We start from the raw sequence: 22,888 nt of genomic DNA on the forward strand, positions 1-22,888 counted from the left end.
CGGAAGTGGTACGCGCAACCGGGGACCGGGTATTCCATCAGGCAGCCTTGGCGAACTTGGCGAGGTCCGGGCGGCAAGCGATGCGCTCGGCGATCAGCGCCTCGACCCGCGCGCGGTGCTCGCCGGTGAGCGGCATGCGCGGGGCGCGGACATGCTCGGTCGAGCCGAGCGCCATCGCCTCGGCGAGCTTGATCTGTTGGACGAGGAAGGTCGAGACGTCGAGGTCGAGAAGCGGGCGCAGCCAGCGGTAGATCTCGCGCGCCTCCACGATCCGACCCGCCTTGGCGAGGTCGTAGATCGCCTGGTTTTCCTTCGGGAACGCGATGGAGACGCCGGACACCCAGCCGTCGCAACCCATCAAAAGCGCCTCCAGCCCGAGGTTGTCGACCCCGGTCAGCACCTTGAACCGGCCGCCCACGGTGTTGAAGATCTCGGTGCAGCGGCGGATGTCGTCGGAGCTTTCCTTGATCGCGACCATCAGCGGGTTCTCGGCAAGCTCCACCATCATCTCGGGCGTCACGTCGACCCGGTAGCCGACGCGGTTAGAGTAGATCATTACCGGCAGCCCGCCGGCGTTGGCGATCGCGTTAAGGTTGGCGATCGTCTCGGCGCGGTTGGTGTGGTAGATCGGCGAGGGCACGATCATGAGCCCGTCGGCCCCGGCCTTCGCGGCGCGGGCGGCCAGCGCGCAGGCCTCGCGGGTGCCGGCTTCGGAAATCGTCAGAAGCGCAGGCTTCGTGCCGGCCACCGATTTCGCGATTTTCAGTACCTCGAGCCGCTCGTCGGGCGACAGCATGTTGCCCTCGCCGAGCGTTCCGCAGGTGATGAGTCCGGCATTGCCGGCCTCGATCTGGAGCGCGAAGCAGCGCTCCATTTCGGTGTGATCAAGCTCGCCCCCGGCGGTGAACTTGGTGGTCACGGCGGGCATCATTCCACTCCACATGGGCGGTCCTTTCCTGGGATGGGGCCGGTGCGGCGGGCATCGGCAGAATCTGCGTGACTTGGTTATCGGTTATTGGATACAATATGCAAGAGGAAATTGGATCCAATCTGCGACCGGAGGCGACGTGCAGATCGACAGCGTGAATATCGGCCAGACCGCCTCGGCGGCGGTGATCATCTACGAGGCACTGAAGAAGGCGATCATCGAGGGTCAGCTCAAGGATGGCGAGCCGCTGCGCCAGGACGAGATCGCGCGGATGTTCAACACCAGCCGCATCCCGGTGCGCGAGGCGCTGACCATGCTTGAGCAGCAGGGACTGGTAGCCACCCAGCGCTACAAAGGCGCGGTCGTCGCCGGGATCTCGCCCGACGAGGCGGCCGAGATCTGGGATTTCCGCGCGCTGGTCGAGGGCCGCGTCATCGAGATGGCCGTCCCGCGGATGACGCCCGAGACGCTCGCCGCCGCGCGGGCGCATCTGGAGGCCTTCTCGAATGCGGCGAACCCGGTGGAATGGGGCGACCACAACCGGCATTTCCATACGACGCTCTACCGCGACAGCGCGCTCGCCTACCATCTCGGCATCGTCGAGAAGACGCTCGACAGGGTGGACCGCTACCTGCGCGCGCAGCTTTCGCTGTCGAACGGGGTGGCGCGGGCGAATGCCGAACACGAGGCGATCCTCGCCGCCTGCGAGGCGGGCGATGCGGCGCGGGCTGCGGAGCTGACGCGCCGCCATATCCTCGGCGCGAAGGCAAACCTGCTCGACCTGCTTTCGCGCGGCTGAGCCGAACACCTTCGGCGTCAGCGATTCCGAAGGACGGAATGTCAGGCGATGCCGTTTTCGGTGACGATCGCCCGCATCCGGATGTCGTGCGCCTGCGGGAAGATTGTCTCGAGGCGGGCGGCCGAAAGGCCGATGCCGATGGCGTGGATCCCGGGGTTGGCGGCAAGTGTCCGGTCGAAGTAGCCGCCACCATAACCGAGCCGGTAGCCCGCCGCGTCGAAGCCGACGAGCGGCGCGAGGGCGATGTCAGGCGTGACCCAATCGCCCGCCGCAGGAACGGGGATGTTCCAGAAGCCGCGCTCCATCTTCGCATCGGCGGTCCAGATTCGGAAGCGCAGGGGCGCGTGTTTCTCGGTCACGAGCGGCAGGGCGGCGCTCGCGCCGCGGGCGTCGAGCGACGCTAGCCAGAAGCGCAGGTCCAGCTCGGACTGGATCGGCCACCAGGCGGAAATGGCCTTGCCGCATATGTCGCCGAGAAGCCCGTCGAGATGGCGAGCCACCGTCTCCGCAGCGGCCTTGCGCTCCGACACGCTCAACGCCGCACGCTCTGCAAGAAGCCGGGCGCGCTCAGCCTTGCGCCAGCGCGCGACGTCGCGGGCCTGCACCGCGTCCACGGCGCCCGGTACGCCGCCTTCCTCCGCGCTCAGCTCGTGCAGGAAGCAGGGCGGCGAAGCGTAGCTCCGGCGGTCATCGTCTCCGGTCATTGGGGATCCTCCCGCGCAGGATCCTATCAGGCGGCCTCGGCCAGCGACAGCGCGCACCAGTCGGCGATGGTTCTCGGATCGGCTGGCAGTTCCTCGGCCAGACCTTCGGTGAAGGCGTGGAAGGCGTCGAGGTTGAGCGCATTGACGCCGAGGATCACCGGCAGGTCCATCGCCAGCGCCTCGGCAATGACGGGGCGGAAGCCGCGGCCCTCGCCCTCGTGCTTGCCGAACTTGTTGAGAATGAGGAGATCGGCACCCGCGCCGAGCCGGGCCGAAACATCGGCCACCGCCCCTTCCAGCGCGCCGGGGTCGAGCCGGCAGCCACGCGCATTGGCGCCGAGGTTCTGAGTGATGCCGATCACCGGGCCATCAGGCAGGATCCGGAGGTCCATGTCGCAGTGGAAGCGCTGCGGGCGCTGGACATTGGTCTGCACCACGCCGGCCAGGCGCAGGCCGCGCTCTGCGAGAAGGTCGGCCGCCTCGGCGAGAACCCGGTCGGTCAGGCCCTTTTCGGCGGCGGTGATATAGGCAAGGCGCATGGGTCTTCCTTTCTCAGCGGGCGTCGGCGCCGCTGATCGTGCAGTCGAGGTTTCTCAGGACCCCGTCGCGGATCCCGTAGATGAGGCCGTGCAGGAGCGGATATTCGCCCTTCGCCCAGGCCCGGCGCAGGATCGGGGTTTCGGCCACGCGGGCCACGCTTTCAAGGACATTGAGTTCCGCCAGCCGGTCGCGGCGCATCTCGAGGTCCTCGATCCGCGCCAGTTCATGGGCATGGCGCTTCGCGAGCCGCCGGATCGGCTCCAGCCAGTGGTCGGCGAGGCCGTGCGGCATGTCCTCCTCGGTCGCCGCGCGCACGCCGCCGCAGCCGTAATGGCCGCAGACGATGATCTGGCGGACCTTCAGTGCGTCGACCGCGAATTCGAGCACCGAGAGCAGGTTCATGTCGGACGAATGGACGACATTGGCGACGTTGCGGTGGACGAAGACCTCGCCCGGCGCGAGGCCGGAGATCACGTTCGCCGGCACCCGGCTATCGGAACAGCCGATCCAGAGGAACTCTGGGGCCTGCTGTTCGGCGAGGCCGTCAAAGTAGTCCGGGCTTTCGGCGCGGATCTGCGCCGACCACTCGCGGTTGCGTTCGAGAAGAGCTTCGAGGACGTGTGCCATGTCATGCCGCCTTCAGATCGACGCCCGTCACCTCCGCCTTGTCGGCGAGGGTTTCAATGAAGTCACGGGCCGCCCTGGCCCATTCGGCCTTCGCCAGCATCGCGCGGATGCGGGGAGCGACGGTCTCGAATGGAAGGATTGCGCCCGGCGCGCGAGCGTCGAGCCGGATGATGTGGAGCCCGTAGCGGGTCGCCACCGGCTCGGCCGCGATCTCGCCCTCGGCGAGGCGGTCGAGGACGGCTTCGAATTCCGGCACGGTGTCGCCGGTCGCGATCTGCCCAAGCCGGCCGCCAGCGTCGCGGGACGAGCAGGCGGACAGCTCGCGCGCGAGCCGGTCGAACTCGCGTGGACTGCGAGCGAGGTCGGCAAGAACCGCCTCGGCCTTTTCGCGCGCGGCACCGAGGACCGCGTCATCGCCGGGACGCACCGGGAAGAGGATATGCGCGGCCTCGTAGAGCGTCGGCGCGCGGAACTTCGCCGGATCGGCGTCGTAGACGGCGCGCACCGCGTCGTCGCTCGGCGCCTCGGGGGTCAGCGCCTCGTCGAGGAGCTGGCGGATCAGTGCCTCCTCCTCGGTCTCGGCGCGGTCGCCCTCGGTCACCGGTTCCGGAGTGAGGCTCCGGGCGCGCGCCTCCTGCAAGAGGAGGGCGCGCACCGCCAGCGCACGGCCCGCAGCGCGCCAGGCGATGCCCGGTTTGCCCTTGGGCGCTTCGTGCATCTGCGCCTCGGCGGCGATGGTGGCGGCGGGGATGACCTCGCCGTTCACCGTGATGTCGCTTAGGAGCGGTCCCATCTCAGGCCCCGCGCTTCTTCGTCCGGACGATCTGGTAGCCGGGCCGCCAGATGTAGCGGATCGGCGCCGAGAGCATGTGGACGAGCCGCGTGAACGGGAAGAGCAGGAAGATCGTCAGCCCGAGGAAGATGTGCAGCTTGAAGAGCGGGCTCACGTCGGCGATGTAGCTCGCCGCCTGACCGTCGAAGGTGAAGATGCCGAAGGACCAGGCCATGAACTTCGTCATCTCGTGGCCGTCGAGATGCTGGAGCGAGACGAAGATCGTCAGGATCCCGAGCACGAGCTGCACCATCAGGAGAATCAGGATGCCGGTATCGGCGAAGGTCGAGTTCGCCCGGATGCGCGGATCGTAGAGCCGGCGATGGAGCAGCATCGCTCCGCCCGCGAGCGCCATGATCCCGGCCACGCCGCCGACGAGGACTGCCATCGTCTGCTTGAAGCCGTGGCCGATGCCGAAGGCGTCGAAGATCGCGATCGGCGTCAGGAGCCCGATCAGGTGACCGAAGAAGATGATCAGCACGCCAACATGGAAGAGGCTCGAGCCGATCACCAGCTGCTTGCGGCGCAGGAGCTGCGACGAGGACGATTTCCAGGTGAACGGGTCGCGTTCATAGCGCGCGATCGAGCCCAAGAGGAGCACCGAGAGCGCGATGTAGGGATAGGTTCCGAAGAAGAATTCGTGCATCGTGAGCGCTCCTTACTGGGCCGGCCCGGCGGCGGCCGGGTTTCTGGGCAGGTCCATCCGCGCGAGGATGTCGCGCGAAATCGGGCAGCCCGCGTTCGGGTCGGGGGCGAATGTAACCTGCGCCTCCTCGTAGACGGCGTCCAGCGCCTCGAGATCCTCGGGGTCGTCGTCCTTCTCGGACAGAAGCGCCTCGGCCTCGGGGCTGTCGGTGCCGGCGTTGGCGACTTTCGCCAGCGCCGTCAGGACCGCCGCGTAGGGCGTGTCACGCCGGGTCAGGCGTTCTGCGAGGACCGCGATGATGTGGCCGGCGTCGGCGAGGATCTCCTGCGCCTCGGTCAGGGGACGGGTCGAGAGGAACTCCAGGAGCACCGGCAGGTGGTCGGGAAGCTCCGGCCCGGTGAGGTCGAAGCCGCCGGCACGGTAGGTCTCCAGCAGATCCACCATCGCGCCGCCGCGATCCCGGCTTTCGCCGTGGATATGCTCGAAGAGGTTGAGCGAGAGCGTGCGAGAGCGGTCGAACAGGAGCACATAGCGCTCCTGCAGGTCGTAGATGTCGCCCTCTTCCATCCCGGCGAGCAGCGGCTCCAGCGCGAGGCGCTGGCCGAGATGCAGGAGGCCTTCGGCCTCCAGCACGTCGCGGATCGCCGGCACGGCGGACTGGAGGTCCGCCGTCGGGTAGGAAAGGAGCGCGGAGAGCGCCTTGAAGGTCTTCATTTCCAGCCCTCCGCCGGTGTCACGAACTTGCGGCTGCCGAAGAGCTTGCCGCCGGTGGTGCCGGTGGAGCAGCCGTTGCCGTCGGTGAAGCCGCAGCCGCCGCGCAGGTCGTAGGCGTCCTCCACGAGTTCCCGGTGCGTCGTCGGGATGACGAAGCGGTCCTCGTAGTTGGCGAGCGCCATGACCTTGTACATCTCGTCGATCTGATGCGGGGTGAGCCCGACACGCTTGGCGACACCGATGTTGACGACCCCGTCCACGGTCTTCGACCGCATGTAGGAGCGCATCGCGAGCATCCGTTCGAGCGCGGAGATCACCGGCGCCTCGTCGCCCGCGGTCAGCATGTTGGCGAGGTAGCGGACCGGGATGCGGAGCGATTTCACGTCCGGCATGTCGTCCTGAACCGCGACCTGACCGGCCGCCGCGGCGTTCTGGATCGGCGACAGCGGCGGGATGTACCACACCATCGGCAGCGTCCGGTATTCCGGATGCAGCGGGAACGCGATCTTCCACTCCATCGCCATCTTCCAGATCGGCGACTTGCGGGCGGAGGCGATCCAGTCCTCCGGCACGCCCTCGGCGCGGGCGGCCTCGATCACCTTCGGGTCGTTCGGGTCGAGGAACACGCCGAGCTGGGCGTCGTAGAGGTCCTTTTCACCCGAAACCGCCGCGGCCTCCGCGATCTTGTCGGCGTCATAGAGCATCACGCCGATGTAGCGGATCCGGCCCACGCAGGTTTCCGAGCAGACCGTCGGCATGCCGGATTCCAGGCGCGGATAGCAGAGCGTGCACTTCTCCGACTTCCCCGTCGACCAGTTGTAGTAGATCTTCTTGTAGGGGCAGCCCGAGACGCACATCCGCCAGCCGCGGCACTTCTCCTGGTCGATCAGCACCACGCCGTCCTCTTCGCGCTTGTAGATCGCGCCCGAGGGGCACGACGCGGCGCAGGCCGGGTTGAGGCAGTGCTCGCAGAGACGCGGCAGATACATCATGAACGTATTTTCATACTGTCCGTAGATGTCCTTCTGGATGCCCTCGAAGTTGTAGTCCTTGCCACGCTTCTCGAACTCGCCGCCGAGGATCTCCTCCCAGTTCGGACCCCATTCGATCTTCTCCATCCGCTCGCCCGAGACTTTCGACCGCGGGCGCGCGGTGGGGAAGGCCTCCATTTCGGGGGCCGATTTCAGGTGATCGTAGTCGAAGTCGAACGGCTCGTAGAAGTCGTCGATTTCCGGCAGGTCGGGGTTGGCGAAGATGTTCGCGAGAATCCGCCACTTGCCGCCCTGCTTGGGCTTGAGACCGCCCGAAGCAGTGCGTTCCCAGCCGCCGTTCCAGCGCTTCTGGTTCTCCCAGTCCTTCGGATAGCCGATGCCGGGCTTGGTCTCGACGTTGTTGAACCAGGCGTATTCGACGCCGTCGCGGCTGGTCCAGACGTTCTTGCAGGTGACGGAACAGGTGTGACACCCGATGCATTTATCGAGGTTCAGCACCATGCCGATTTGTGCGCGTACTTTCATTCCGCAGCCTCCACTTTCGAAGCCGGCCGGTCGAGCCAGTCGACCGTATCCATCTTGCGGACCACGACGAGTTCGTCGCGGTTCGAGCCGACGGTGCCGTAATAGTTGAACCCGTAGCTCTGCTGGGCATAGCCGCCGATCATGTGCGTGGGCTTCACGATCGCGCGGGTGACGGAGTTGTGGATACCGCCCCGTTTCCGCGTGATGTTCGAGCCCGGCGTGTTCACGATCTTCTCCTGGGCGTGATACATCAGGCACATGCCGTCCTTCACACGCTGCGACACGACGGCCCGCGCGGTCAGAACGCCGTTCGAGTTGAAGACCTCGATCCAGTCGTTGTCGACGATGCCCGCCGTCTTCGCATCATTCTCCGAGACCCAGACGACCGGACCGCCCCTGTTCAGCGTGAGCATCAGGAGGTTGTCGGAATAGGTCGAGTGGATGCCCCATTTCTGGTGCGGAGTGATGAAGTTCAGGACGACGTGCTTCTCGTTGGCGCCCAGGGCACCGGTCGCCGAGGCGTTGATCGTCTTGAGGTCGACCGGCGGCCGCCAGGTCACGAAGAATTCGCCGAAGGCCTGCATCCATTCGTGGTCCTGGTAGAGCTGCTGGCGGCCCGAGACGGTGCGCCACGGGATCAATTCGTGGACGTTGGTCCAGCCGGCGTTGTAGCAGACCTCCTCGCTCTCGATGCCCGACCAGGTCGGGGACGAGATGATCTTGCGCGGCTGCGCGGCGATGTCGCGGAAGCGGATCTTCTCGTCTTCCTTGACCTCGGCCAGGTGGGCGTGCTCTCGGCCGGTGGCCTTCGAGAGCGCGTCCCAGGCCTTGACCGCCACCTCGCCGTTGGTTTCCGGCGCGAGCATCAGGATGACCTCGGCCGCGTCGATCGCGGTTTCGATCTTCGCCATGCCCTCGGTCGGGCCGGTCACATGGGTGCCGTTCAGGTCCTTGAGGTGATGCACCTCGACCTTGGTGTCCCAGGCGATGCCCTTACCGCCGTTGCCGACCTTCTCCATGAGCGGCCCAAGCGAGGTGAAGCGAGCGTAGAGGTTCGGGTAGTCCCGCTCGACCGCGATATAGGCCGGCGCGGTCTTGCCCGGAACGAGGTCGCATTCGCCCTTCTTCCAGTCCTGGACGATCGGCTGCGCGATCTCGCCGGGGCTGTCGTGCTGCAGCGGCAGCTGCACCACGTCGGTCTCCACCCCGAGGATCTCGGGCGCGACCTCGGAGAACTTCTTCGCGATCGACTTGAAGATCTCCCAGTCCGACTTCGACTCGTAGGCCGGGTCCACCGCCGCCTGCAGCGGGTGGATGAACGGGTGCATGTCGGAGGTGTTGAGGTCGTCCTTCTCGTACCACGACGCGGTCGGCAGCACGATGTCGGAATAGACCGCCGTCGTCGACATGCGGAAGTCGAGCGTGACGAGGAGGTCGAGCTTGCCCTCCGGCGCCTTGTCGTGCCAGCGGGCCTCCACGGGCTTCGTCCGGCCTTCCTCGCCAAGATCCTTGCCGAGAACACCGTGATCGGTGCCGAGAAGGTGCTTGAGGAAGTACTCATGCCCCTTGCCCGACGAGCCGAGAAGGTTCGAGCGCCAGACGAAGAGGTTGCGCGGCCAGTTCTCCGGTGCATCCGGATCCTCGGCGGACATTTCCAGCGTTCCCGCTTTCAACTGCTCGGCGACGTATTCCGGGATGGTCTTGCCCGCCGCCTTCGCCGCCTTGCCCACCTCGAGCGGGTTGGTGCGGAGCTGCGGCGCCGACGGCAGCCAGCCCATCCGCTCGGCGCGGATGTTGTAGTCGATCAGGCTGAGGTCCTTGTAGTCGCCGTCCGGCGCGGTCGGCGAGAGGATCTCGGACGACGACACCGTCTCATAGCGCCACTGGTCGGTATGGGCGTACCAGGCCGAGGTGGAGTTCATGTGCCGCGGCGGACGCGCCCAGTCGAGCGCGAAGGCGAGCGCGGTCCAGCCGGTCTGCGGACGCAGCTTTTCCTGGCCGACGTAATGCGCCCAGCCGCCACCGGACTGACCCACGGCGCCGCACATCACCAGCATGTTGATGACGGCCCGGTAATTCATGTCCATGTGGTACCAGTGGTTCATCGCCGCGCCGATGATGATCATCGACTTGCCGTTCGTCTTCTCGGCATTGGTGGCGAATTCCCGTGCGACCTGGATGATCCGGTCGCGCTTCACGCCGGTGATCTTCTCCGCCCAGGCGGGGGTGAAGGGCACGTCAGCATTGAAGTCGCTCGCGACATGATCGCCGCCGAGGCCGCGGTCGAGGCTGTAGTTGGCGCAGAAGAGGTCGAACACGGTGGCGACGTAATGCTCCTCGCCGTCCGCGAGCTTGATCTTCTTCACCGGCACGTTGCGGGTCAGCACCTCGCCGCGCGCGTCGTTCTCCCAGCCATTGGTGGCCGCGCCGCCGAAATAGGGAAAGTCGACGCCGATCACGTCATCGCGGTCGGTGTCGAGGACGAGGCTCATCTTGAGCGTGACATCCTTGCCCTCGGCCTTCTCCTCGAGGTTCCACTTGCCGGTCTCACCCCAGCGGAAGCCCACGGAGCCGTTCGGCACCACGATGCTGCCCGACTTCTCGTCGATCGCGACCGTCTTCCATTCGGGGTTGTTCGACTGGCCGAGCGACTTGTCGAAGTCGGAGGCCCGAAGCTGCTTGCCGGGCACATAGCCGTCGCCCTTCGGCTCCAGCTTCACCAGCATCGGCATGTCGGTGTACTTGCGGCAGTAGTCCTCGAAATACTCCGCCTGCCGGTCGAGGTGGTACTCGCGCAGGATCACGTGGCCCATCGCCATGCCGAGCGCGGCATCCGTGCCTTGCTTGGCGTTGAGCCAGATGTCGGAGAACTTCGCGGCCTCGGAATAGTCGGGGCTGACGACCGCCGACTTGGTGCCGCGATAGCGCGCCTCGGTGTAGAAATGCGCGTCCGGGGTCCGGGTCTGCGGCACGTTCGAGCCCCAGAGGATCAGGTAGCCCGCATTGTACCAATCGGCCGATTCCGGCACGTCGGTCTGCTCACCCCAAGTCATCGGCGAGGCCGGCGGCAGGTCGCAGTACCAGTCGTAGAACGACATGCAGGTGCCGCCGAGAAGGCTGAGGTAGCGCGAGCCCGCCGCGTAGGAGACCATCGACATCGCCGGGATCGGCGAGAAGCCGAACACCCGGTCGGGGCCGTAGGTCTTCGCCGTATAGGCGTTGGCGGCGGCGGTGATCTCGGTCACCTCGTCCCAGGTCGCGCGGACGAAGCCGCCCTTGCCGCGGATCCTGGTGTAATCCGCGCGCTTGGCCGGATCGGCCTGGATCGCCTTCCAGGCCTCGATCGGGCTCTTGGACTTGCGCAGGTCACGCCACATCCGCATCAGCCGGCCACGCACCAAGGGTGTCTTCACCCGGTTGGCCGAGTAGAGATACCAGCTGTAGGAGGCGCCGCGCGCACAGCCGCGCGGCTCGTGGTTCGGCAGGTCCGCGCGGGTGCGCGGATAGTCGGTCTGCTGGGTCTCCCAGGTCACGATCCCGGACTTGACGTAGATCTTCCAGGAGCACGACCCGGTGCAGTTCACCCCGTGGGTGGAGCGCACGATCTTGTCGTGGCGCCACCGGTTCCGGTAGGTGTCCTCCCAGTCGCGGTTTTCGATTGTGGTCTGTCCGTGGCCGTCCGCAAAGGTATCCTTGCGGACGGATTTCAGGAAGTTCAGACGGTCGAGAAGATGGCTCATCTTGCTCTCCTTACAGTTCAGGCCTGAGCCGGGGCGGCGGAAGGCCGACCACGCTCGAGGTCATGGAGAAGACCGCCGGGCCGCGTGTAGTAGACCCAGGTCAGGACAACACAGACCGCGTAGAAGATCAGGAAGCCCCAGAGCGCCATGAAGGGGGCGCCGGTCATCGCGATCGAGGTGCCATAGGCCTTCGGGATGAAGAAGGCGCCGTAGGCGGCGATCGCCGAGGTGAAGGCGATGATCGCGGCGCTCTCGCGCTCCGCCTGCTTGCGGCTGGCGGCGGCGTCGAGGTTCGGCATGAGACGCGGGATCTCGCGGCCCATGATCGCCGGGATCATCTGGAAGGTGGAGGCGTTGCCGATGCCGGTCAGCATGAACAGCGCCATGAAGCAGGCGAAGAAGCCGGCGAAGGAACCGCCCGTGCCGTCTGTCGGCAGGAAGGTGATGACGCCGAAGACCGCCACGATCATGCCGAGGAAGGTCCAGAAGGTGACCCGGCCGCCGCCGAACTTGTCCGAGACCCAGCCGGTGGCCGCGCGGGAGAGCGCGCCGACGAGGGGGCCGAGGAAGACGTACTGCAGCGCGTTCACTTCCGGGAACATGAGCTTGGTCAGGAGCGGGAAGCCCGCCGAGTAGCCGATGAAGCTGCCGAAGGTCCCGGTGTAGAGGATGCACATGATCCAGTTGTGGAAGCGGGTGAAGATGATCGCCTGGTCACGGAACGAGGCCTTCGCGTCGGCGATGTCGTTCATGCCGAACCAGGCCGCGATGGTGGCGACGATGATGAAGGGCACCCAGACAAAGCCAGCGTTCTGCATCCAGAGCTCGCCGCCATCGGCCAGCTGCACCGGCGCACCGCCCATGGCGCCGAAGACGCCCATGGTGATGACGATCGGCACGAGGAACTGCATGACCGACACGCCGAGGTTGCCGAGGCCCGCATTCAGGGCGAGCGCGTTGCCCTTTTCAGCCTTCGGGAAGAAGTAGGCGATGTTGGCCATCGAGGAGGCGAAGTTGCCGCCGCCGAGACCGCAGAGGAGCGCCAGCACCATGAAGATCAGGTAGGGCGTCTCGGGGTTCTGCACCGCATAGCCGATGCCGATGGCCGGCAGGAGGAGCGATGCGGTCGAGAGCGTCGTCCAGAGCCGGCCGCCGAAGATCGGCACCATGAAGCTGTAGAAGATCCGCAGCGTCGCACCCGAAAGGCCGGGCAGCGCGGCGAGCCAGAAGAGCTGGCCGGGCGTGAAGTCGAAGCCGATGGCCGGGAGCCGGGCGACGACCATCGACCACACCATCCAGACCGAGAAGGCCAGGAGCAGCGCCGGGATCGACAGCCACAGGTTGCGGCGCGCGATCTTGCGGCCCTTCTCGTCCCAGAACGCCTTGTCCTCGGGACGCCAGTCGTCAAGTGTATGCGTGGTCATTACCGTCTTTCCAGGAATGTGGATGGGCTGCATCTCGGGCAGGCCCGGAAGCTCGTCGAGCGTCTTGCCGATGGCGGCACGTTCCATCTGACGGATGGACATGTGCATCCAGGCGAGCGCGATCGCGACGAGGATGAAGAGCAGCGCGAAGCAGCTCGTGTAGATGCCGGTCAGGTCGAGGAGCGCCCCGAACATGATCGGCAGGATGAAGCCGCCGAGGCCGCCGATCATGCCGACGAGGCCGCCGACCGCTCCGACGTGCTTCGGATAGTAGACCGGGATGTGCTTGTAGACCGCGGCCTTGCCCAAGGACATGAAGAAGCCGAGGCAGAAGAGCGTCACGACGAAGGGCCAGCGCCCCATCTCGGTCGAGAAGGTGATCGGGCCGTCCTTGCCCTGGATGACGTAGTCGGTGGGCGGGTAGGACAGCATGAAGAGGAAGACCAGCGAGAAGCCGAAGGTCCAGTACATGACCGAACGGGCGCCGAAGCGGTCCGAAAGGTGGCCGCCATAGGCGCGGAAGAGCGAGGCGGAAAGCGAGAAGGCCGCCGCCGACATGCCTGCCGTCTTCACGTCGACGCCGTAGACGTCGATCAGGTAGTGCGGCATCCACAGCGCCAGCGCCACGAAGGCGCCGAAGACGAAGAAGTAGTAGAGCGAGAAGCGCCAGACCTGGAGGTTCCGCAAGGGCGCGAACTGCTCACGCAGGCTCGGCGCCTTGACGCCGGTTTTGCGGCGCTCGACCAGCATCGGGTCGTCCTTGGCAAGGATGAAGAAGATCACGCCCATGAGCGCGATGCCGACGGCCCAGACCTGCGCCACGCCCTGCCAGCCATAGGCCACCATCACGAAGGGCGCGAGGAACTTGGTCACCGCCGCACCGACGTTGCCGGCACCGAAGATGCCGAGCGCGGTGCCCTGCTTGCCCGGCCCGTACCAGCGCGAGACATAGGCGACGCCGATGATGAACGAGCCGCCGGCGAGGCCGATGCCCAGCGCGGCGATCAGGTACATGACGTAGCTGTCGGCGAGCGTCAGCGCCCAGGTCGCGAGACCCGTCAGGATCATCTGCAGCGAGAACACGATCTTGCCGCCGTATTTCTCGGTCCAGACGCCGAGAATCAGGCGTGTGAGCGAGCCCGTGAGGATGGGGGTCGCGACCAGAAGGCCGAACTCGAACTCCGAGAGCCCGAGCTCTTTCTTGATCGCGACGCCGATGATGGAAAAGATCGTCCAGACTGCAAAGCAGACCGTGAACGCAATGGTGCTGAGTGCTAGGGCGCGGGTCTGATCGCCCTTCGACACATGCGAGCCATCAAGCATTGTCGCCTCCGTGAGTGGTGGCACGGGTGGCAAGGGCCCCCGCGATTGGCGGCAAAGAACCACCACGTCGATTCCCAAGGTTTGATCGAGGTCAAATTCTTGCGATTTTCCCGGAAAATTCAGGTTCTTATGAAGAATGTCCGGTCAGGCGGAGAAATCGTTCGCCCGGCGCTCGGACAAATTCCATTGCGCGGATCGACACTTGCCGCCGCAAGCCTTAACATTTATCAAGCCGACAATTCCGCTTCTGGTGATTCATGCGCGACGCCGACCTCGAAGAGATCCGCGACCTGTCGCTCTTCCGCGACATGGATGACGCGCATTTCGCCGCGCTCATGCGCGGCGCCTATCACCAGTCCTTTCCGCCCCAGGTCACGCTGATCGAGGAGGGGCAGGCGGCCGACTTCCTGCATGTCGTCACCGAGGGTGCGGTCGAGATGTACGCCCGCTGGGAAGGCCGCGAGACCACGATGTCGGTGGTGCGCCCGGTCTCGACCTTCATCCTCGCGGCCTGCATCAACGATGCGCCCTACCTGATGTCGGCGCGAACGCTGATGCCGTCGCGGGTCGCGCTGATCCCGGGCTCCGACCTGCGCACCGCCTTCACCAAGGATCCCGCCTTCGCGAAGGCGATCGTCGGCGAACTCGCCAGCTGCTACCGCAGCGTCGTGCGCCATGCCAAGGATCTGAAGCTGCGCGCCTCGCGCGAACGGCTTGCCGCCTATCTCCTGCGCCACGTACCCGCCCACGGCGCGCTGGACTTCGATCTGCAGATCGAGAAGCGGCTGCTCGCCTCCTATCTCGGGATGACGCCGGAGAACCTGTCGCGCGCCCTCCGCTCGCTGCGCGACGACGGCGTCGCGGTGGAAGGCCAGCACGTGACGATCTCCGATTTCGACGCCCTGACGGCGGTTGCCCGGCCGACGGCACTGATCGACGGCCCGGATTACTGCGGCAGGGAAGGGTCCGAATCCCCGTCGCGGCGTGATCCGGGCGGTCATTGAGCCGGGAGTATCCCCCACGCCCGTCCCCGCACCGGGGTTCTCCGCGATGTGCGAGAGCGCACAAGCTATGTGCACGGCCCGGACCCCACCTCTGAAACGTTCCGGCCTACGCCGCCGTGAGCGGCGGCCGGGCCCGGCGGCGCCACTTCACGGTGTTTTCTTCCGAACCACAGCGGGTTGCGTCAACCCATCGCACGACTGTGACTCCCCGAAACATCACGGGCACGGTCCGGCAATTCCGCGTGAGCCGACGCGACCCGACTGTGATTTCCTTTAGCGGCGCCCGGCACGCATGTTGGTGTCACAGGGCACACCCGGCCCGATCAGTCGAAACACGAAACCGTCGAAAGGACCGAAGATGACACGCCTGATGATCGCAATCGCACTCGTTCTTGCCGCCGCCGGCACCGCCTCGGCCGTCACCGACCCGAGCGAACTGAGCGGGCCCGCCCGCATGGAGGCCCAGCGCCTCGTTCCGAACGGCAACTTCGACAATCTGACTTCGGCGCAGGCCGACGCGATCCGCTCGATCCTGTCGAGCGAAGAAGATGCACGCGGCGGCCAGATCCGCTCGGTGCTGAACTGACCCGATCGCGCCACGTTTCGGGCGCCCCGTTTGGGGCGCCCTTTTCATGTGTGCCGCCTGACCGGCGCGTTCACGAGATGCGGACATTTCTGTAACGGTCTTGGCGCGGCCCCGGCCTTCGTTGCACAACTGTCGGAAATGACTGGGGATCGCATGACCGGACCGAACATGAACCGTCGCGCGGCACCGGCCACCGGCAGCAACGACCGGGCCCGGCGCACATGAGAAAGCCGGCGCTCTTTCTCGCTCTCGCCGTCGTCATCGCCGCCCTGATCTGGCTGATCGGCCGCAATCCGCCCGATCTCGACATGCTGCGTGAACAGTTGATCGACCTCGACGCCTGGCGCGTCGAGCGGCCCCTGCTCGTCGCCGCACTCTTTTTCGCAGCCTATGTCGCGGTCACCGCGCTGTCGCTGCCGCTCGCGGTGTGGATGACGCTCGCGGCGGGCGCGCTGTTCGGCTTCGGCTGGGGGCTCGTTCTCGTCTCCTTCGCCTCGACGATCGGCGCGACGCTCGCTTTCCTTGCTGCCCGTTATCTCCTCTCTGACTGGGTGCATGGAAGATTCGGCAACCGCCTGCAGGCCATCGACGAGGGGATGACGCGCGACGGCGCCTTCTACCTCTTCACGCTCAGGCTGATCCCGGCGGTGCCGTTCTTCGCGATCAACCTCCTGATGGGACTGACGCCGATCAAGGCCTGGGTCTTCTACCTCGTCAGCCAGATCGGCATGCTCGCCGGCACCGCGGTCTATGTGAACGCGGGCACCCAGCTTGCCCAACTCGAAAGCCTGTCGGGCATCCTGTCGCCGCCGCTGATCCTGTCGTTCCTGCTGCTTGGCTTCTTTCCCTGGATCGCGAAATTCGCCCTGCGGCTCGTGAAGCGGCGGCGCGCCCATGCCGGCTGGAGCCGCCCCGCGCGCTACGACCGCAACCTCGTGGTGATCGGCGCCGGTGCCGCCGGTCTGGTCTCCGCCTATATCGCGGCGGCGGTGAAGGCGAAGGTGACGCTGGTCGAGTCCCACAAGATGGGTGGCGACTGCCTGAACTACGGCTGTGTGCCCTCGAAGGCGCTGATCCGTTCGGCCAAGCTCGCGCATCAGATGCGCCATGCCGACCGCTACGGGCTGGCGGCGACGCGGCCGGAATTCTCCTTCCGTGGCATCTTCGAACGTATCCAGGCGGTGATCGCCGCGATCGAGCCGCATGACAGCGTCGCGCGTTACGAAGGTCTAGGCGTCGACGTGCGGCGCGGCCATGCCCGACTGATCGACCCCTGGACGGTCCAGATCACCGATTACGCCGGCAATGCCGAACGGCTCACGACCCGCGCAGTGATCCTCGCCACCGGCGCCGCACCCTTCGTGCCGCCCTTGCCGGGGCTCGACGCGGTCGGCTATCTCACCTCGGACACGCTCTGGGAGGAGATGGCGCAGCGAGAGGCCGGGCCGAAGCGGCTCGTGGTGCTCGGCGGCGGGCCGATCGGCTGCGAGCTGGCGCAGAGCTTCGCGCGGCTCGGCTCCGAGGTCACACAGGTCGAGATGCTGCCGCGCCTTCTGATCCGCGAGGACGAGGAGGTTTCGGCGCTGGTCAAGGCGTCGATGGAGGCCGACGGGGTCACCGTGCTGACCGGGCACCGGGCGCGGGCCTGCGGCATCACCGATGGCGAGAAGTGGATCGAGGTCGAGGCCGGGGGAAAGACCCGGCGCATCGCCTTCGACGATCTCCTCGTCGCGGTCGGGCGCGCGGTGCGGCTCGACGGCTACGGGCTCGAGGAACTGGGCATCCCGACCGGGAAGGTCATCGAGACGAACGAATTCCTGGAGACGCTCTACCCCAACATCCTCGCTGCGGGCGACGCGGCGGGACCCTTCCAGTTCACCCATACCGCCGCGCATCAGGCCTGGTTCGCGACCGTCAACGCGCTCTTCGGCAAGTTCAAGCGGTTCCGCGCCGATTACCGGGTGATCCCCTGGGCGACCTTCACCGATCCCGAGATCGCTCGCGTCGGCCTGAACGAGGCGGAGGCGCGAGAAAGGAAGATCCCGCACGAGGTCACGCGCTACGGCATCGACGATCTCGACCGGGCGATCGCGGACGGCGCGGCCAAGGGCTTCGTCAAGGTGCTGACGCCGCCGGGAAAGGACGAGATCCTCGGCGTGACCATCGCCGGCGAACATGCGGGCGACCTCATCGCCGAGTTCGTCTTCGCGATGAAGCAGGGCCACGGGCTCGGCAAGATCCTCTCGACGATCCACATCTATCCGACCCTGGCCGAGGCGAACAAGTTCGCCGCCGGGGAATGGCGCAAGGCGCATGTGAACCCGATCGCGCTGCGGCTACTCGAGCGGTTCCATGCCTGGCGGAGAGGCTGAATGATCGACCGCTACCTCCTGCCGCTGCAGCGCGCGGCGCTCATCCGCCCGGCGCGGGCGCTCGTCCGGCGCGGTGTCGGTGCCGATCTGGTGACGCTTGCGGGATTCGCGGCTGGGCTCCTCACGGTGGGCGCGCTGGCGGCGGGATGGTTCGGACTGGCGCTCCTCCTCATCGCGATGAACCGCCTCGCCGACGGGCTCGACGGCGCGGTCGCGCGCGAGGTGGGTCCGACCGAGCGCGGCGCCTTTCTCGACATCGCGCTCGACTTCGTCTTTTACGCGCTGGTGCCCTTAGGCTTCGCGCTCGCCGACCCCGGCGCCAATGCGCTGGCGGCGGCGGTACTCATCGCCGCCTTCGTCGGCACCGGATCGAGCTTCCTCGCCTTCGCCGCCATCGCGGCGCGGCGCGGGCTTTCCGCCGATGCCTATCCGGCGAAGGGCATCTACTACCTCGGCGGCCTGACCGAAGGCGCCGAAACCATCGCAATCTTCGCCGCGATGTGTCTCTGGCCCGCCGCCTTCCCGACGCTCGCCTGGAGCTTCGCCGCGCTCTGCGCCATCACCACGCTCAGCCGCTGGCACCAGGGCTGGACCGCCTTTTCCCCGACCGAACCAAGCTGACTAAGAACAGGAACCAACATGCGCCTTCCCCTACTCGCAACGCTGGCCTTCGGCCTCGCCGCCCCCGCCCTCGCCGGGGGCTGGGACGACACCGTCGCCGCCGCGCGTGGCCAGACCGTCTATTGGAACGCCTGGGGCGGCGACGAGCGCACCAACGACTTCATCGCCTGGGCGAGCGGCGCGCTTCAGGCGCAGTACGGCGTGACCATCAACCACGTGAAGCTCTCCGACACAGCCGAGGCGGTGACGCGGGTGATCGCCGAGAAGGCGGCCGGGCAGGCAGAGGACGGCTCGGTCGACCTCATCTGGATCAACGGGGCGAACTTCCTGTCGATGAAGGAGCAGGGTCTGCTGCACGGCCCGTTCCTCCAGAACCTGCCGAACGCGCGCTATCTCGACCTCTCGGAGGGCTCCGCGGCGGTGGTGGATTTCACGATCCCGACCGAGGGCTACGAGAGCCCCTGGCGGCTCGCGAAGTTCGTCCTGACCCGTGACAGCGCACGGGTGGCCGAGCCGCCGCGCTCGATGGCGGCGCTCCTTGACTGGGCCAAGGCCAATCCCGGCCGCTTCACCCACCCGGCGGTGACGAACTTCATGGGCTCCACCTTCCTCAAGCAGGCGCTGATCGAGCTTGCACCGGACCCTTCGGTACTGCAGGCCGAAGCCACGGATGAGGCGTTTTCGGCCGCAACAGAGCCGCTTTGGACTTGGTACGACGCGCTTCGTCCCAATCTCTGGCGCGAGGGCGTGACCTTCCCCGAGAACGAGAGCGTGCTGCAGCAGATGCTGAACGACGGCGAGGTCGATTTCGCGATGGCCTTCGACCCGGCGGCGGCGGCGGCGGCGGTCGAACGCGGCCTTCTGCCCGAGACGGTGCGGAGCTACGCGCCCGAGGCGGGCTCGATCGGCAACATCAGCTTCGTCGCGATTCCGTTCAACGCCGCACACAAGGAGGGCGCGATGGTGGTGGCGAACTTCCTCCTCGACCCCGCGGTGCAGGCGCGGGCGCAGGACATCACCGTCCTCGGCAGCTACTCGGTGCTCGACCCCGCGAAGCTCGACGCCGCGGCGAAGGCGGCCTTCGACGCCCTGCCCGACTCCCCTGCCCTGCCCTCAAACGAGGCCCTCGGCCCGACCCTCGGCGAGCCGCATCCGAGCTGGATGACCCGTCTCGCCGAGGACTGGGCGCGGCGCTACACCGAATGACGGCGCCCGAAGGCCGCCTGCTCCGGCTTCTGGTGCTCGGTGCGGTTGCGGGCGGCCTCGTGCTGCCGATCCTCGCCGGGCTCTGGGAGACCGCGCGGGCGGCCTTCGGCCATTTGCCGGCCATCGGGGCAGATGGGCTTTCGCTCGACCCCTGGCGACGACTCTTCGACCTGCCGGGCTTCGGCACCAGCCTGACGCTGACGCTCTGGACCGGCTTTGCCTCGACCGCGCTGGCGCTGGTGCTCGCGGTCGGCTTCGCCGCGGCGATGTACGACCGGGCGGGCTTTCGCGGCGGCGCCCGGCTGCTGGCGCCCTTTCTCGCGACGCCGCATGCGGCGCTGGCGATCGGCCTTGCCTTCCTCATCGCGCCTTCTGGCTGGATCTCCCGCCTCCTCAGCCCTTGGGCGACCGGCTGGGACCTGCCGCCCGACCTCGCCACGGTCAACGATCCGGCGGGACTCGCGCTGATCCTCGGGCTCCTGGTCAAGGAGGTGCCGTTCTTCCTCCTGGTAATCCTTGCGGCACTGTCGCAACTGCCGGTGCGCCGCCACCTCGAGGCGGGCCGCGCGCTCGGCTACGGGCACGGCGTGGTCTGGATCAAAGTGATCGGCCCACAGCTCTACCCGTTGATCCGGCTGCCGGTCTACGTGGTCCTCTCGTTCGCGCTCTCGATCGTCGACATGGCGATCGTGCTCGGCCCCTCGAACCCGCCGGTGCTGGCGGTGGCGGTCACGCGCTGGTTCCTCGCCGCCGAGACGACGCTGATCCTGCCCGCCTCGGCGGCGGCCCTCCTGCAAAGCGCGGTGGTGGCCGGCGGCATCGGCCTCTGGTGGGCCGCGGAACGGGCGCTCGCGCGGATCGGCCGGGTCTGGATCCGGCGCGGCGGGCGCGGGGTCTCGGCCGAACCGGGGCTCGTCGCGGCCGGGGCGGCGGTCACCGGGCTGATGGCGCTCGGCGCGGGAGCCTTGATGGCACTCGCCGTCTGGTCGGTCGCCTGGCGCTGGTCCTATCCGCGCGCCCTGCCGGAAAGCTGGAGCCTCGCCGCCTGGGGCCGTTCGGCCGCAGGCTGGGGAACGGCGGTCGAAAGCACGGTGATCATCGGCGTCGCGACGACCGCGCTGGCGCTGATCCTCGCCGTGGCCTGGCTCGAGGGCGAGGACCGCGGCCACCTGCCCCGCGCCACTTGGGCCGAGGCGCTGATCTACCTCCCGCTGCTCGTGCCGCAGATCGCCTTCCTCTACGGGCTCCACGTCGTCTTCCTCAAAGCCGGGATCGGCGGCGGGATCAGTGCAGTGATCTGGGCGCATGCGCTTTTCGTCTTTCCCTATGTGATGATCGCGCTCTCCGATCCGTGGCGTGCGCTCGATCCGGCGTACATACGTGCGGCGGCGGCGCTCGGCGCCGGACCGGTTCGACGGCTCTTCGCGGTCAAGCTGCCGATCCTGCTGCGCCCGCTGTTGACCGCCGCGGCGATCGGCTTCGCGGTTTCGGTCGCGCAATACCTGCCGACGCTCTTCATGGGCGCAGGCCGGGTCGCAACGCTGACGACCGAGGCGGTGACGCTTTCGTCAGGCTCCGACCGCCGGGTCACCGGCGTCTATGCCGTTCTGCAGGCGGCGCTGCCGTTCCTCGCCTATCTCGCCGCGCTTGGCGTACCGGCGATTCTACACCGCCACCGGGCCGGGCTGTCAGGGGGTGCCGCGTGAGGGGTCTGATGCTTAAATCAGTATCTATTCAGGCGGAAAATGGCGCAGAACCGCTCTTTTCGCCGCTCTCACTCGCGGTCGCGCCGGGCAGCGTCACGACCATTGTCGGCCCCTCGGGCATCGGCAAGTCGACGCTGATGGAGTTCATCGGCGGCCATCTGCCGCGCGGCTTTCGCGCCTCGGGCGATGTGATCCTCGACGGCCGCAACGTCACCCGCCTGCCGGCCGAGGCGCGGCGGATCGGCATCCTGTTTCAGGACGCGGCGCTCTTTCCGCATCTCTCGGTCGGCGACAACCTCGCCTTCGGGCTCGCCGCGCATGTCAGGGGCCGCGCGGCGCGTACTGCCGCGGTGGCAATGGCTCTCGATCAGGCCGGGCTTCCGGGCTTCGCGGCACGCGATCCCGCGACGCTCTCGGGCGGCCAGCGCGCCCGGGTGGCGCTGATGCGGACGCTTCTGGCCGAGCCATGCGCGCTGTTGCTCGATGAGCCCTTCGCGAAGCTCGACCCGGCGCTGCGCGAAGAACTGCGGCGCTTCGTCTTCGACCATGTCCGCGACCGCGACATTCCCGTGCTGATGGTCACCCACGACGCCGCCGATGCAGAAGCCGCCGGCGGCCCGGTGGTCAGCCTGTAGCCTCCTCCCCGGAAGGCGCGTCGTCGCTCCAGCGCAGAAGCCGGTGGTCGAAACCGCCCTGGAGATGCGGTTTGACCACCGCGAAATAGGGCGACAGGTCGAAGTCGCGCGGCGTGAACAGCGAATGGTGGCGGATGTGGTAGATCTCGCGCCGCGCATAGGCGCTTCCGGTCCTGACCTCGACCTCGGGCAGGATCGGGTAGCGGATCGACTGGAAGGCCTGGGCGATGAGCGAGGAACAGATCGCCCGCGTCGGGTCGCCCGAGCCGAAGGCGATCATCCGCCGCCGCCAGCGCACCGGCACCGGCGGGGTCGGGAAGAAGTAGCGCAAGAGATCAAAGATGTGGTGCATGTCGTAGCGCAGGCCGAGATGTTGGCGCATGTAGTCCACCACCTTCGCGCGTTCGTCCGCATTCAGCCCGACGGCGCGGCAGATCCGCGTATTGTAGCTCGCGTACTTGCTGAGCGGCCGCGCGACGCAGCCCTCGCCGAGGTTGACCTCGATCAGCCGCGGCCGTTCGCCGCCTTCCTCCGGCTTCGGCAGCACGTCTCCGACATAGAGCGCGGCATGGCTCCAGGTCGACTGGGTGAGGTACTTGATCGCGGTCGCCACCCGCTCGGACCCCTCAATGAGCAGAACATCACCGGGAACGAGGGTGCGGCAGAGGCTGCCGAAGTCGGACGGCGTGTAAGGTTCGTAGCCGGAGACCTGCTTGGTCAGCCGCCGCGCCATCGCGCGGCCGAGACGATCCAGAATTGTGTCTGTTCCAGCCAAAAACGTGTCATTCATCGCCGCCTCCGCATCCTGATCCGGGCTCAGGTCGCACTGATCGCCCGGTGGCGCTTGGGTCTGCCACCGGGATTCCTCCTTACCGGGGTCTGGAATAGGATATGATGCGTGGCAGGTTCGTGGTCATCAACTGGCCTCAACTCGCAGCGAGCCGGTTGAAGCGGACCTTGGATC

The 22,888-nt window shown here is 67.0% G+C and carries 19 protein-coding genes; 8 read left to right on the forward strand and 11 right to left on the reverse strand.

All coding sequences use genetic code 11. The features are described from left to right. Positions 1–37: 37 nt before the first annotated feature. On the reverse strand, positions 38–928 hold the full coding sequence (locus tag OEZ60_RS18055; protein ID WP_263339247.1) for a dihydrodipicolinate synthase family protein: 891 nt from the start codon (positions 926–928) through the stop codon (positions 38–40). Positions 929–1,067: 139 nt separating this feature from the next. Between OEZ60_RS18055 and OEZ60_RS18060 the strand changes: the two genes are divergently transcribed. After that, positions 1,068–1,727 (forward strand): GntR family transcriptional regulator, encoded by a 660-nt coding sequence (locus tag OEZ60_RS18060; protein WP_263339250.1) that lies wholly within the window; start codon positions 1,068–1,070, stop codon positions 1,725–1,727. Between the two features lie 41 nt (positions 1,728–1,768). Here OEZ60_RS18060 and OEZ60_RS18065 read toward each other — a convergent pair whose 3' ends face one another. The 9 genes from OEZ60_RS18065 to OEZ60_RS18105 are packed head-to-tail and all read right to left on the reverse strand — an operon-like array spanning position 1,769 to position 13,794. After that, positions 1,769–2,431, reverse strand: a complete 663-nt coding sequence (locus tag OEZ60_RS18065; protein ID WP_263339252.1) for a 5-formyltetrahydrofolate cyclo-ligase — start codon at positions 2,429–2,431, stop codon at positions 1,769–1,771. A 26-nt stretch (positions 2,432–2,457) separates the two neighbouring features. Beyond that, the gene (locus OEZ60_RS18070) at positions 2,458–2,970 is read right to left on the reverse strand and encodes a DUF2478 domain-containing protein (RefSeq protein WP_263339255.1); all 513 of its coding nucleotides are present in this window, start codon (positions 2,968–2,970) and stop codon (positions 2,458–2,460) included. 13 nt (positions 2,971–2,983) lie between these two features. Next, positions 2,984–3,598, reverse strand: a complete 615-nt coding sequence (locus tag OEZ60_RS18075) for a carbonic anhydrase (RefSeq protein ID WP_263339257.1) — start codon at positions 3,596–3,598, stop codon at positions 2,984–2,986. A 1-nt stretch (position 3,599) separates the two neighbouring features. Continuing rightward, the gene (locus OEZ60_RS18080) at positions 3,600–4,391 is read right to left on the reverse strand and encodes a peptidylprolyl isomerase (protein ID WP_263339260.1); all 792 of its coding nucleotides are present in this window, start codon (positions 4,389–4,391) and stop codon (positions 3,600–3,602) included. Between the two features lies 1 nt (position 4,392). Continuing rightward, positions 4,393–5,076 carry a respiratory nitrate reductase subunit gamma gene (narI, locus tag OEZ60_RS18085; protein WP_263339263.1) on the reverse strand — a complete coding sequence of 228 codons (684 nt, stop codon included), beginning with the start codon at positions 5,074–5,076 and terminating at the stop codon, positions 4,393–4,395. Positions 5,077–5,088: 12 nt separating this feature from the next. Further along, positions 5,089–5,790 (reverse strand): nitrate reductase molybdenum cofactor assembly chaperone, encoded by a 702-nt coding sequence (gene narJ / locus OEZ60_RS18090; RefSeq protein WP_263339266.1) that lies wholly within the window; start codon positions 5,788–5,790, stop codon positions 5,089–5,091. Continuing rightward, positions 5,787–7,307, reverse strand: coding sequence for a nitrate reductase subunit beta (gene narH, locus OEZ60_RS18095; protein WP_263339269.1), 1,521 nt, complete (start codon positions 7,305–7,307; stop codon positions 5,787–5,789). Before narH ends, narJ begins: the two co-directional genes overlap by 4 nt. After that, positions 7,304–11,047, reverse strand: a complete 3,744-nt coding sequence (locus OEZ60_RS18100; protein ID WP_263339272.1) for a nitrate reductase subunit alpha — start codon at positions 11,045–11,047, stop codon at positions 7,304–7,306. Before OEZ60_RS18100 ends, narH begins: the two co-directional genes overlap by 4 nt. 17 nt (positions 11,048–11,064) lie before the next feature. Beyond that, positions 11,065–13,794: a nitrate/nitrite transporter gene (locus OEZ60_RS18105; RefSeq protein ID WP_263339274.1), complete on the reverse strand. Its 2,730-nt coding sequence runs from the start codon at positions 13,792–13,794 to the stop codon at positions 11,065–11,067. Positions 13,795–14,051: 257 nt separating this feature from the next. On the opposite strand from OEZ60_RS18105, the gene OEZ60_RS18110 reads away from it, so the two are divergent. From OEZ60_RS18110 to OEZ60_RS18140, 7 genes are all read left to right on the forward strand, one after another. Continuing rightward, positions 14,052–14,798 carry a helix-turn-helix domain-containing protein gene (locus tag OEZ60_RS18110; protein ID WP_263339276.1) on the forward strand — a complete coding sequence of 249 codons (747 nt, stop codon included), beginning with the start codon at positions 14,052–14,054 and terminating at the stop codon, positions 14,796–14,798. Positions 14,799–15,156: 358 nt separating this feature from the next. Beyond that, complete coding sequence (locus OEZ60_RS18115; protein ID WP_263339277.1) at positions 15,157–15,384, forward strand: hypothetical protein; 228 nt, start codon at positions 15,157–15,159, stop codon at positions 15,382–15,384. A 221-nt stretch (positions 15,385–15,605) separates the two neighbouring features. Beyond that, positions 15,606–17,756 carry an FAD-dependent oxidoreductase gene (locus OEZ60_RS18120; protein WP_263339279.1) on the forward strand — a complete coding sequence of 717 codons (2,151 nt, stop codon included), beginning with the start codon at positions 15,606–15,608 and terminating at the stop codon, positions 17,754–17,756. Continuing rightward, on the forward strand, positions 17,757–18,377 hold the full coding sequence (locus OEZ60_RS18125; protein ID WP_263339281.1) for a CDP-alcohol phosphatidyltransferase family protein: 621 nt from the start codon (positions 17,757–17,759) through the stop codon (positions 18,375–18,377). It begins immediately after the preceding gene. 18 nt (positions 18,378–18,395) lie between these two features. Next, complete coding sequence (locus OEZ60_RS18130; protein WP_263339283.1) at positions 18,396–19,583, forward strand: ABC transporter substrate-binding protein; 1,188 nt, start codon at positions 18,396–18,398, stop codon at positions 19,581–19,583. Further along, the gene (locus tag OEZ60_RS18135) at positions 19,580–21,289 is read left to right on the forward strand and encodes an ABC transporter permease (RefSeq protein ID WP_263339286.1); all 1,710 of its coding nucleotides are present in this window, start codon (positions 19,580–19,582) and stop codon (positions 21,287–21,289) included. The genes OEZ60_RS18130 and OEZ60_RS18135 overlap by 4 nt, the downstream gene beginning before the upstream one ends. Before the next feature lie 8 nt (positions 21,290–21,297). Continuing rightward, positions 21,298–21,924, forward strand: coding sequence for an ATP-binding cassette domain-containing protein (locus OEZ60_RS18140; RefSeq protein ID WP_263339288.1), 627 nt, complete (start codon positions 21,298–21,300; stop codon positions 21,922–21,924). Here the strand turns inward: OEZ60_RS18140 and OEZ60_RS18145 are convergent. Beyond that, complete coding sequence (locus OEZ60_RS18145; protein ID WP_263339290.1) at positions 21,914–22,714, reverse strand: YiiX/YebB-like N1pC/P60 family cysteine hydrolase; 801 nt, start codon at positions 22,712–22,714, stop codon at positions 21,914–21,916. The two genes, OEZ60_RS18140 and OEZ60_RS18145, sit on opposite strands and share 11 nt — an antisense overlap. Positions 22,715–22,888: the final 174 nt, after the last annotated feature.

The sequence above is a fragment of the Albidovulum salinarum genome (assembly GCF_025673475.1).
Taxonomy (GTDB): domain Bacteria; phylum Pseudomonadota; class Alphaproteobacteria; order Rhodobacterales; family Rhodobacteraceae; genus Albidovulum; species Albidovulum salinarum.

Coding starts and splice junctions, on each gene's coding strand:
- OEZ60_RS18055 (WP_263339247.1), bottom strand. CDS start 928: ATGCCCGCCGTGACCACCAAGTTCACCGCCGGGGGCGAGCTTGATCAC.
- OEZ60_RS18125 (WP_263339281.1), top strand. CDS start 17,757: ATGATCGACCGCTACCTCCTGCCGCTGCAGCGCGCGGCGCTCATCCGC.
- narI (WP_263339263.1), bottom strand. CDS start 5,076: ATGCACGAATTCTTCTTCGGAACCTATCCCTACATCGCGCTCTCGGTG.
- OEZ60_RS18130 (WP_263339283.1), top strand. CDS start 18,396: ATGCGCCTTCCCCTACTCGCAACGCTGGCCTTCGGCCTCGCCGCCCCC.
- OEZ60_RS18115 (WP_263339277.1), top strand. CDS start 15,157: ATGACACGCCTGATGATCGCAATCGCACTCGTTCTTGCCGCCGCCGGC.
- OEZ60_RS18075 (WP_263339257.1), bottom strand. CDS start 3,598: ATGGCACACGTCCTCGAAGCTCTTCTCGAACGCAACCGCGAGTGGTCG.
- OEZ60_RS18135 (WP_263339286.1), top strand. CDS start 19,580: ATGACGGCGCCCGAAGGCCGCCTGCTCCGGCTTCTGGTGCTCGGTGCG.
- OEZ60_RS18065 (WP_263339252.1), bottom strand. CDS start 2,431: ATGACCGGAGACGATGACCGCCGGAGCTACGCTTCGCCGCCCTGCTTC.
- narJ (WP_263339266.1), bottom strand. CDS start 5,790: ATGAAGACCTTCAAGGCGCTCTCCGCGCTCCTTTCCTACCCGACGGCG.
- OEZ60_RS18070 (WP_263339255.1), bottom strand. CDS start 2,970: ATGCGCCTTGCCTATATCACCGCCGCCGAAAAGGGCCTGACCGACCGG.
- narH (WP_263339269.1), bottom strand. CDS start 7,307: ATGAAAGTACGCGCACAAATCGGCATGGTGCTGAACCTCGATAAATGC.
- OEZ60_RS18120 (WP_263339279.1), top strand. CDS start 15,606: ATGAGAAAGCCGGCGCTCTTTCTCGCTCTCGCCGTCGTCATCGCCGCC.
- OEZ60_RS18105 (WP_263339274.1), bottom strand. CDS start 13,794: ATGCTTGATGGCTCGCATGTGTCGAAGGGCGATCAGACCCGCGCCCTA.
- OEZ60_RS18140 (WP_263339288.1), top strand. CDS start 21,298: ATGCTTAAATCAGTATCTATTCAGGCGGAAAATGGCGCAGAACCGCTC.
- OEZ60_RS18080 (WP_263339260.1), bottom strand. CDS start 4,391: ATGGGACCGCTCCTAAGCGACATCACGGTGAACGGCGAGGTCATCCCC.
- OEZ60_RS18100 (WP_263339272.1), bottom strand. CDS start 11,047: ATGAGCCATCTTCTCGACCGTCTGAACTTCCTGAAATCCGTCCGCAAG.
- OEZ60_RS18110 (WP_263339276.1), top strand. CDS start 14,052: ATGCGCGACGCCGACCTCGAAGAGATCCGCGACCTGTCGCTCTTCCGC.
- OEZ60_RS18145 (WP_263339290.1), bottom strand. CDS start 22,714: ATGAATGACACGTTTTTGGCTGGAACAGACACAATTCTGGATCGTCTC.